A 9,315-nucleotide genomic window follows, 5' to 3' on the forward strand; every position below is an offset into this window, starting at 1 on the left:
GGTGGCGGGGGGGCCGGGCCGCCCCACCCGCCCCCCCCCCCCCACGACGAGTCGACATCCACTATCGATCGACACCCACGACCGATCGACATCCGCCTCGGGACATCGGCGGACTCGGTCAGCCGAAGACGGCCAGGCTCTTCGCCTTGCCGTTGTGCTCCTCCACGAGCGCCAGGAAGCGTCCGTCGGGCCCGAAGACCGCCACGGGGGCGCGGTCGTGGGCAGGCATCTCGAGCCGCACGCCATTGGTGAGCAGCTTGGCCCGCCGCTCGTCCACGTCCCACCGGGGGAAGGCGGCGGCCGCCGCCTCGGCGATCGGCATCACGGTCAGCTCCTCCTGGAGCTGGTCGAGGGTCTTCGCCGCGTCCAGGCCGTACGGGCCGACCCGGGTGCGCCGCAGTGCCGTCAGGTGCCCGCCCACACCGAGCACGGCACCGAGATCGCGGGCGAGCGCCCGGATGTAGGTGCCGGAGGAACAGACCACGGACACGACCAGGTCGACGACCGGCAGGCCGTCCTCCGTGGTCGTCGGGCGGACGTCGTGGACGCGGAAGGAGGAGACGGTCACCGGGCGGGCCGGGATGTCGAACTCCTCGCCGCCGCGCACCCGCGCGTACGACCGCTTTCCGTCGATCTTGATGGCGCTGACCTTGGACGGCACCTGCATGATGTCGCCGGTGAGCCCGGCGACGCCCGCGTCGACGGCCTCAGGTGTGACGGCCGAGGCGTCCGTGGAGGAGGTGACCTCACCCTCGGCGTCGTCCGTGACGGTGTCCTGGCCCAGCCTGATGGTGCCCAGGTACTCCTTCTCGGTCAGCGCGAGGTGCCCGAGAAGTTTGGTGGCCTTCTCGACACCCAGCACCAGTACGCCGGTGGCCATGGGATCGAGCGTCCCCGCGTGTCCGACGCGCCGGGTTCTGGCGATCCCGCGCATCTTGGCGACGACGTCGTGCGAAGTGAAGCCCGACGGCTTGTCGACGATGACAAGTCCGTCGGGCGTGACGGTGCGCTGCGTCATTCCGAGGCTTCGTCCTCGTCCTCGGGCTTGCGGTACGGGTCCGGCTCGCCGGCGTACGTGGCGCCGGAGGACACCTCACGGACCTTGGCGTCCGAGGCGCGCGCCTTGTCGAGGAGGTCCTCGATCGTCTTCGCGTTCTCCGGGAGCGCGTCGGCCACGAAGGTGAGGGTCGGCGTGAACTTGGTCCCCGCCGCCGCGCCGACCGCCGAGCGCAGGATGCCCTTGGCGCTCTGCAGGCCCGCAGCGGCACTGGCCCTGTCCTCGTCGTCGCCGTAGACCGTGTAGAAGACCGTGGCCTCCCGCAGGTCACCCGTGACGCGGGTGTCCGTGATGGTCACGTGCGAACCCAGGCGAGGGTCCTTGATGCCACGCTGCAGCTTCTCCGCGACCACCTCCCGGATGAGGTCTGCCAGCTTTTTCGCCCGCGCGTTGTCGGCCACTGGTCCGTCTCCTTCTTTGCCTTGCATTCAGTCTTCGTCGCTGTGGAGTCTGCGTCGTACCGACAGCAGCTCCACCTCCGGCCGGGCGGCGACGAGGCGCTCGCACCGGTCGAGTACGTCCGTGAGGTGCCCCGTGTCCCCGGACACCACGGCGAGGCCGATCTCGGCCCGCCGGTAGAGGTCCTGGCCGCTCACCTCCGCCGCGCTCACCCCGTACTTCCGCTGGAGCTCGGCGACGATCGGTCGGACCACGGAGCGCTTCTCCTTCAGCGACCGTACGTCGCCGAGAAGCAGATCGAAGGACAGTGTCCCCACATACATGTGTGTCCGGATGTCCCGCCGGTCCGGGTTCGTCGTGCCGGGGGTCCGGGAGGATTCCCGCCGGACCGGCACGGTCGGGTCCCCGCCGTACTTGGCAGGGACACCCAAACCGTACACGCAACGGCCGGGGCCGATCGACGGAAATATCTCCGCCGACCGGCCCCGGACGAGTGCCGTGCGTCAGCCGCGCGGCTTCTCGCGCATCTCGTACGTCGCGATGACGTCGTCGACCTTGATGTCGTTGAAGTTTCCGAGGTTGATACCACCCTCGAAGCCTTCGCGGATCTCGGTGACGTCGTCCTTGAAGCGACGCAGACCAGAGATGGTGAGGTTCTCCGCGATGACCTTGCCATCGCGCAGCAACCGCGCCTTGGTGTTGCGCTTGACCTCGCCGGAGCGGACCAGAACACCGGCGATGTTGCCCAGCTTGGACGAGCGGAAGACCTCGCGGATCTCCGCCGTGCCGAGCTCGACCTCTTCGTACTCCGGCTTGAGCATGCCCTTGAGGGCCGCCTCGATCTCCTCGATGGCCTGGTAGATCACCGAGTAGTAGCGGACGTCGACGCCCTCGCGCTCCGCCATCTGCGCCGCGCGGCCCGCGGCGCGGACGTTGAAGCCGATGACGATGGCGTCGGAGCCGGTCGCCAGGTCGATGTCCGACTCGGTGACCGCACCCACACCACGGTGCAGGACGCGGATGTCGACCTCTTCGCCGACGTCGAGCTGGAGCAGCGAGGACTCGAGAGCCTCCACCGAGCCGGACGCGTCGCCCTTGATGATGAGGTTGAGTTCCTGCACCAGACCGGCCTTGAGGGCCTCGTCCAGGTTCTCCAACGAGAACCGGACTCCGCGCCGGGCGAAGTTGGCGTTGCGCTCACGCGCCGCGCGCTTCTCGGCGATCTGGCGGGCCGTGCGGTCCTCGTCGACGACGAGGAAGTTGTCGCCGGCGCCCGGGACGTTGGTGAGACCGAGGACGAGGACCGGAGTCGAGGGACCCGCCTCTTCCACGTTCTCGCCCTTGTCGTCGAGCATCGCGCGGACACGGCCGTACGCGTCGCCGACCACCATGGTGTCGCCGACCCGCAGGGTTCCTCGCTGGACCAGGACGGTCGCGACGGCGCCGCGGCCACGGTCCAGGTGGGACTCGATCGCGATGCCCTGCGCGTCCTGCTCCGGGTTGGCCCGCAGGTCGAGCGAGGCGTCCGCGGTGAGGACCACGGCCTCCAGCAGGCTCTCGATGTTGAGGCCCTGCTTGGCGGAGATGTCGACGAACATCGTGTCGCCGCCGTACTCCTCGGCAACCAGACCGAATTCGGTGAGCTGGCCGCGCACCTTGGTCGGGTCGGCACCCTCGACGTCGATCTTGTTGACCGCGACCACGACCGGCACACCGGCCGCCTTGGCGTGGTTCAGCGCCTCGATCGTCTGGGGCATCACACCGTCGTTGGCCGCCACCACGAGGATCGCGATGTCGGTCGACTTCGCACCACGGGCACGCATGGCGGTGAACGCCTCGTGACCCGGGGTGTCGATGAAGGTGATGCGACGCTCTTCTTCGTTGACGACGGTCGCGACCTGGTAGGCACCGATGTGCTGGGTGATGCCACCGGCCTCGCCCGCGACGACGTTCGTCTTGCGGATGGTGTCCAGCAGTCGGGTCTTACCGTGGTCGACGTGACCCATGACGGTCACGACCGGCGGACGCGCGACGAGGAACTCCTCGCCACCCTCGTCCTCACCGAACTCGATGTCGAAGGACTCGAGCAGCTCGCGGTCCTCCTCCTCCGGGCTGACGATCTCGAGGATGTAGTTCATCTCATCCGCGAGGAGCTTCAGCGTCTCGTCGGAGACGGACTGCGTGGCGGTGACCATCTCGCCGAGGTTCATCATCACGGCCACGAGCGACGCCGGGTTGGCGTTGATCTTCTCCGCGAAGTCGGTGAGGGACGCACCGCGCGACAGGCGGACGGACTGTCCGTTGCCGCGAGGCAGCATCACGCCGCCGACCGACGGGGCCTGCATGGCCTCGTACTCCTGGCGCCTCTGCCGCTTCGACTTGCGACCACGACGTGCGGGACCGCCGGGACGACCGAAGGCGCCCTGCGTGCCACCACGGCCACCCGGACCACCGGGACGGCCACCGAAGCCGGGACGGCCACCGCCACCACCGGGGCCACCCGGACGGCCGGCGAAACCGCCGCCACCACCGGGAGCACCGGGACGGCCGGCGAAGCCGCCGCCGCCACCGGGACGGCCGGCGAAGCCGCCGCCGCCACCGGGACGACCGCCGCCGCCACCGCCGGGACGACCGCCGCCACCACCGGGACCGCGACCGCCGCCACCACCGGGACCGCCACCAGGACGGGGACCGGCAGCAGGACGCTGCGGCATCATGCCGGGGTTCGGACGGTTACCGCCGGGCGCGCCACCGGGACCACCGGCACGCGGGGCCTGCGGACGAGGCATACCGCCGGGGGTCGGGCGGGCACCGCCCTGGCCCTGCGGACGCGGGGCGCCACCGGGGCCGCCCTGCGGACGCGGAGCGCCGGGAACAGCGCCGCCGGGGCGCGGAGCGCCACCCGGACGGGGCGTCTGCGGACGCGCCATGCCGGTGGAGCCACCGGACGTGAACGGGTTGTTGCCCGGACGGGGACCGGCCGGACGGCCACCGGGGCGCGGGGCGCCCTGGCCGCCGGCGGGACGCGCCGGACGCTCGCCGCCACGGCCGCCGTCACGCTGACCGCCGTCACGCTGTCCGCCGGCCGGAGCCGGACGGGCAGGGCGCGGACCGGGGGTGGCACCCGCGGGACGCGGGGCCTGCGGTGCGGCGGGCTGGGCCGGAGCCGGGGCCGAGAACTCGGCAGCGGGCACCGGAGCCGCCGGGGCGGGCTTGGCCGGCGCGGGCTTGGGACCCGGTGTCGGACGCGGTCCCGGAGCCGGGGCCGCGGAAGAGGGGGTGCTGCTCGCCGGGGCCGGCTTGGGGGCCGGTGCGCCGGGCTTGGGGGCAGCGGAACGTCCTGCCTGCGCCGAGGGCGCGGCAGGCTTCGAAGGCGTCGCCTTGCGGGGCGCGCCAGGCTTCGCAGCGGACTTGCCGGCGTTGCCGCCGGGCCCCTGCAGTGCATCAGTCAGTTTGCGTACAACCGGCGCCTCGATCGTCGAGGACGCCGAACGGACGAATTCACCGAGTTCTTGGAGCTTGGCCATGACGACCTTGCTCTCTACGCCGAACTCCTTGGCGAGTTCGTATACCCGGACCTTAGCCACTTCGCTCCTTTTAGGTCCGGGTTACCGCCGGACCGTCGCTACTTCATGGGCGTACTCATCGCGTACTCATCGAGTGCTCATCGCAATCTCGACCTACTTCCAACTCGCGAGGTACCTGACCGCACGGGGGTATCCGTGCCGTACTTCTTTCTCTTACGGTGCTGCCTGCTCGACATACCGCCGCACTGCGGCGGTATCGAGCGGTCCCTGGGCCCGGAAGGCCCTCGGGAACGCCCTGCGGCGGACCGCCAGGTCGAAACAGACCAAGGCGGGGTGCACGTACGCACCCCGGCCGGGCAGCGTACCGCGATCATCGGGGACGCACTCGCCCTCGATCACCACGATCCGCAGCAGATCGCTCTTGGCCGCTCGCTCCCGGCATCCCACACAGGTTCGCTCAGGGCACACGCGGGCATGCGTCCGACCAGACACGGTTAAGTCTACCTCCCCGCACCGACCTCACCCCTTGGGGGCAAAAATCGAACGGTTGTTGTCCTGATCCTTGTGAGATCTTGGTCGGCTCCCGTCACCACTGCAACGGGATTCGGCCCCTGCCCATTCCTCAGCCCTGGTCGGGGCTGTGCTCGGTGTCGGGCCGGATGTCGATGCGCCAGCCGGTGAGGCGGGCGGCCAGGCGGGCGTTCTGCCCCTCCTTGCCGATCGCCAGCGACAGCTGGTAGTCCGGGACCGTCACCCGGGCGGAGCGGGCGCCGAGGTCGACGACCTCCACCTTGCTGACCCGGGCGGGCGACAGGGCGTTCGCCACCATCTCCGCCGGATCGTCGGACCAGTCCACGATGTCGATCTTCTCGCCGTGCAGCTCGGCCATGACATTACGCACACGGCTGCCCATCGGACCGATGCAGGCGCCCTTGGGATTCAGGCCGGAGCGGGTCGAGCGAACGGCGATCTTGGTGCGGTGGCCGGCCTCGCGGGCGATCGCGGCGATCTCCACACTGCCGTCGGCGATCTCCGGAACCTCCAGCGCGAAGAGCTTCTTCACCAGGTTCGGGTGGGTGCGGGACAGGGTGACGGAGGGACCGCGCACACCCCTGGCCACACGCACCACGTAGGTGCGCAGCCGCAGACCGTGCGTGTACTCCTCGCCGGGGACCTGCTCCTGCACCGGCAGGATCGCCTCCAGCTTGTCGTCCAGCCTCACCAGGACGTTCTTGGGGTCCTTGCCCTGCTGGACCATGCCCGCCACGATGTCGCCCTCACGGCGGGCGTACTCGCCGAAGGTGACGTCGTTCTCCGCGTCCCGCAGCCGCTGCTGGATGACCTGGCGGGCCGTGGTGGCGGCGATCCGGCCGAAGTCGGAGGGAGTGTCGTCGAACTCCTTCGGCTCCTGCCCCTCCTCCAGATCGGACGGGTCCTCCTTGGCCCACACGGTCACGTGGCCGGTGTTCCGGTCCAGCACCACACGGGCGTGGCGGCGACTGCCCTCGGTGCGGTGGTACGCGATGAGGAGGGCCGACTCGATGGCCTCGACCAGCAGGTCGAAGGCGATCTCCTTCTCCTGGGCCAGGCCCTTCAGGAGCTTCACGTCGATGTCCACGGCTACGCCTCCTCTTCCTTCTTGTCCTTGCGGTTGAACTCGAGCTCCACGCGGGCCTTCACGATGTCGTCGAAGGCCACCCGGCGGGCGGTGGGCTTGCGCCCCTTCACACCGGGCACCTCGAGGTCGAGTCCCTCGTCGTCCACGGTCAGGAGGCGGGCCACCAGGTCCCCGCCCTCCTTCAGCTGCAGCTTCACCAGGCGGCCGGTGGCGCGCACGAAATGGCGGCGCTCGGTCAGCGGGCGGTCGGCGCCGGGAGAACTGACTTCGAGGACGTACTCGCCCTCGCCCATCGCGTCCGTCTCGTCGAGCTTCTCGGAGATGGCGCGGCTCAGCTCGGCACAGGCGTCCAGTTCCACGCCCTCGTCGGAATCGACGATGATCCTCAGCATGCGGCGCCGGCCCGCCCGGGAGACCTCGATCTCTTCCAGATCCAGCTCCGCGGCGCTGACGAGCGGCTCAAGCAGCCCGCGCAGCCTCTCGCTCTGGGTGGTGCTCATCCGGGTGACTCCTCGGCCGCGTGTGCTGTTGTGGGATCGTCGCGTGTCGAAGAAAGGGTATCCGGTCGCGGGGGGTGTTGCCGTCCACCCGCCCGGGAGCCGCAGGTACGCTCGCCTGCGGCGATGATCACTGCGAGCCCGAGGAGACACGCGTGGGGCGCACGGGGACGACACGCAGACGTGCGCTGTCGGCGACGGGGGCGATTGCCGCCGGCATGTTGACGGGCTGTTCGAGTGACTCCCCGGGGACGCGGCGCCCGTCCGGCCGGTCCGCCGACCCCGCTCGTGCGCAGGCCGCCCTGCGGGCACGGCGCGCGGCCGCGAGCACGGCGCTCGGCGACGAGTACGACGCCGTCATCGCCCGCCACCCGGAGCTCACCGAACGGCTGACACCGCTGCGTGCCGCGGTCTCCGCGCACGCCGTGGCGCTCGCCGGCGGCCGGCCAGGACAGACGTCCGCCGCTCCCTCGCCGTCCGTCACGCCGTCCGCCTCCGTGCCGGTCATGCCGTCGGCCACCGCGGCCGGCGCCGTCCCGGAGGACCCCGCTGACGCGCTCAAGGCGCTGGCCGCGGCGGAGCGCCGCACCTCCGACAGCCACACGGCCGCCCTCGCCGACGCGGAACCGGAGTTCGCCCGCCTGCTGGCGTCCGTCGCCGCGGCCGGCGCCGCGCATGCGTACCTGCTGACGAAGGGGGACCCGCGTTGACCACGGTGGACGCCCGGGGCGACACGGCGCGCGAACTCGACGCCCTCCAGGCCGCGCTCGCGGCGGAACACGCCGCCGTCTACGGATACGGAGTGGTCGGCGGCCGGGTCGGCGAGGACCGCGAGAACGAGGCCGCAGCCGCCCACGCCGCACACCGGTCACGGCGGGACTCGCTGGCACGGACCGTGCGCGACCTCGGCGGAAAGCCCGCGGCGGCCGCCGCGGGCTACGCCCTGCCTTTCCCCGTGCCGGACGCCGCCGCCGCGATACGGCTCGCCGCCGTCCTGGAGGAACGGGTGGCGGCCGTCTACTCCGACCTCGTACGGGCCGCGGAAGGGCAGCTGCGGCTGGAGGCCGCCGGCGCGCTGCGCGAAGCGGCGGTCCGCGCGGTGCGCTGGCGCGGCAGCGGCGTAGCCTTTCCTGGGCTCGCCGAGCGGGCCGGCCGGAACTGACGGGGAAGGAACAACGGGCGCATGGCTTTCGAACCCCCGCAGCGGCTGGTCCGGGCACTCGGCGAGGACGACGCGTGGCTGTCGCGGCTGCCACGAACTGTCCAGGAGGCAGTGGACCGGCGGAAGCTGGACGTCGAACGGACCGTGGTGCCGGGTGGCCGGAGCAGCCTGCTCCTTCTCGTACGGCAGCCGGACGGCACACCCGCCGCGCTGAAGCTGGCTCCCCCGTCCGCGGCCCCCGGGCCCGAGGCGATCGCGCTGGAGCAGTGGAACGGCTGGGGCGCGGTACGGCTGCTGGACGCCGCCGACGGCGAACTCCTGCTCGAGCGGCTGCACCCCGAGGTCTCGCTCCGCTCGCTCCCCGAGGCCAAGGCGCTGCTGGAGGCGGCGGGCACGGTGAGACGGCTGTGGGTCGAGCCGCCGGCCGGCCACGCCTTCGAAACGGTGGCGGACCGCACGGCACGGCAGGCGGCGACGATGCGGAGCTCCGCGGAACCGCTCGTCGCGGCCGCGCTGGGGGCCCGTGACGAACTGGTCGCGGCGACGCCGGAAGAGGTGCTGCTGCACGGCAACTTCCGCCAGGGGAAGGTGCTTTTCGGCGACCGCACGCCGTGGCTGGCGGTCGGACCCGAGCCCCTGGTCGGCGAACGCGCCTACGACCTGGCCCGCCTCGCCCGCGACCGGGTCGAGGACCTCGTCGCGTCCTCCGCGGGCGCGTCGGCGGCCCGCCGCAGGCTGAACCGCCTCGCGGACTCGCTCGAGGTCGACCGCGACCGGCTGCGGGGCTGGACGCTGTTTCGCGCGGTGGAGTCGGGCCTGCGGGCGGTGGCCGCAGGGCGGCGCGCGGAGGGCGAACTGGCGCTGGAGTTCGCGGGCTGGCTGTAGCCGCGTGCCCGCTGCGCGGGGCGTTTTCCCCTCCCCGCCCCTTCCCGAAACCGGGGCAGGCCCCGGGCCCCGTGCCGGCCTGCGGGCGGCGTACCGCGCTCCGCGCGGTGCCCTCAAGCAGACGCTGCGGTTTCCGAGGCCGCCCTGACCTGCACGGCAGCATCAATTCC

10 protein-coding genes are annotated in these 9,315 nt (G+C 71.7%); 3 read left to right on the forward strand and 7 right to left on the reverse strand.

The features are described from left to right. Positions 1–118: 118 nt before the first annotated feature. From truB to rimP, 7 genes are all read right to left on the reverse strand, one after another. Positions 119–1,018 carry a tRNA pseudouridine(55) synthase TruB gene (truB, locus tag AB0K36_RS33970; protein ID WP_364601563.1) on the reverse strand — a complete coding sequence of 300 codons (900 nt, stop codon included), beginning with the start codon at positions 1,016–1,018 and terminating at the stop codon, positions 119–121. Next, the gene (rbfA, locus tag AB0K36_RS33975) at positions 1,015–1,458 is read right to left on the reverse strand and encodes a 30S ribosome-binding factor RbfA (RefSeq protein ID WP_037773629.1); all 444 of its coding nucleotides are present in this window, start codon (positions 1,456–1,458) and stop codon (positions 1,015–1,017) included. The genes truB and rbfA overlap by 4 nt, the downstream gene beginning before the upstream one ends. A 27-nt stretch (positions 1,459–1,485) precedes the next feature. Further along, complete coding sequence (locus tag AB0K36_RS33980) at positions 1,486–1,779, reverse strand: DUF503 domain-containing protein (RefSeq protein ID WP_364601565.1); 294 nt, start codon at positions 1,777–1,779, stop codon at positions 1,486–1,488. A 180-nt stretch (positions 1,780–1,959) separates the two neighbouring features. After that, positions 1,960–5,043, reverse strand: a complete 3,084-nt coding sequence (infB, locus tag AB0K36_RS33985; protein WP_364601567.1) for a translation initiation factor IF-2 — start codon at positions 5,041–5,043, stop codon at positions 1,960–1,962. 153 nt (positions 5,044–5,196) lie between these two features. Then, positions 5,197–5,475: a YlxR family protein gene (locus AB0K36_RS33990; RefSeq protein WP_364601568.1), complete on the reverse strand. Its 279-nt coding sequence runs from the start codon at positions 5,473–5,475 to the stop codon at positions 5,197–5,199. 130 nt (positions 5,476–5,605) lie between these two features. Next, entirely contained in the window at positions 5,606–6,601 is a 996-nt protein-coding gene (nusA, locus tag AB0K36_RS33995) for a transcription termination factor NusA (RefSeq protein ID WP_364601570.1), read from the reverse strand. Between the two features lie 2 nt (positions 6,602–6,603). Continuing rightward, positions 6,604–7,101, reverse strand: coding sequence for a ribosome maturation factor RimP (gene rimP / locus AB0K36_RS34000; protein WP_189473319.1), 498 nt, complete (start codon positions 7,099–7,101; stop codon positions 6,604–6,606). A gap of 152 nt (positions 7,102–7,253) precedes the next feature. Between rimP and AB0K36_RS34005 the strand changes: the two genes are divergently transcribed. From AB0K36_RS34005 to AB0K36_RS34015, 3 genes are read left to right on the forward strand one after another with little or no spacing between them, the layout of a single operon-like run. Then, positions 7,254–7,808 carry a hypothetical protein gene (locus AB0K36_RS34005; RefSeq protein ID WP_364601572.1) on the forward strand — a complete coding sequence of 185 codons (555 nt, stop codon included), beginning with the start codon at positions 7,254–7,256 and terminating at the stop codon, positions 7,806–7,808. Further along, on the forward strand, positions 7,805–8,260 hold the full coding sequence (locus AB0K36_RS34010) for a DUF4439 domain-containing protein (RefSeq protein ID WP_364601574.1): 456 nt from the start codon (positions 7,805–7,807) through the stop codon (positions 8,258–8,260). The genes AB0K36_RS34005 and AB0K36_RS34010 overlap by 4 nt, the downstream gene beginning before the upstream one ends. 21 nt (positions 8,261–8,281) lie before the next feature. Beyond that, positions 8,282–9,145: an aminoglycoside phosphotransferase family protein gene (locus tag AB0K36_RS34015; RefSeq protein ID WP_364601576.1), complete on the forward strand. Its 864-nt coding sequence runs from the start codon at positions 8,282–8,284 to the stop codon at positions 9,143–9,145. Positions 9,146–9,315 lie beyond the last annotated feature (170 nt).

It is taken from the genome of Streptomyces kurssanovii, from assembly GCF_040677245.1.
Lineage (GTDB): Bacteria > Actinomycetota > Actinomycetes > Streptomycetales > Streptomycetaceae > Streptomyces > Streptomyces kurssanovii.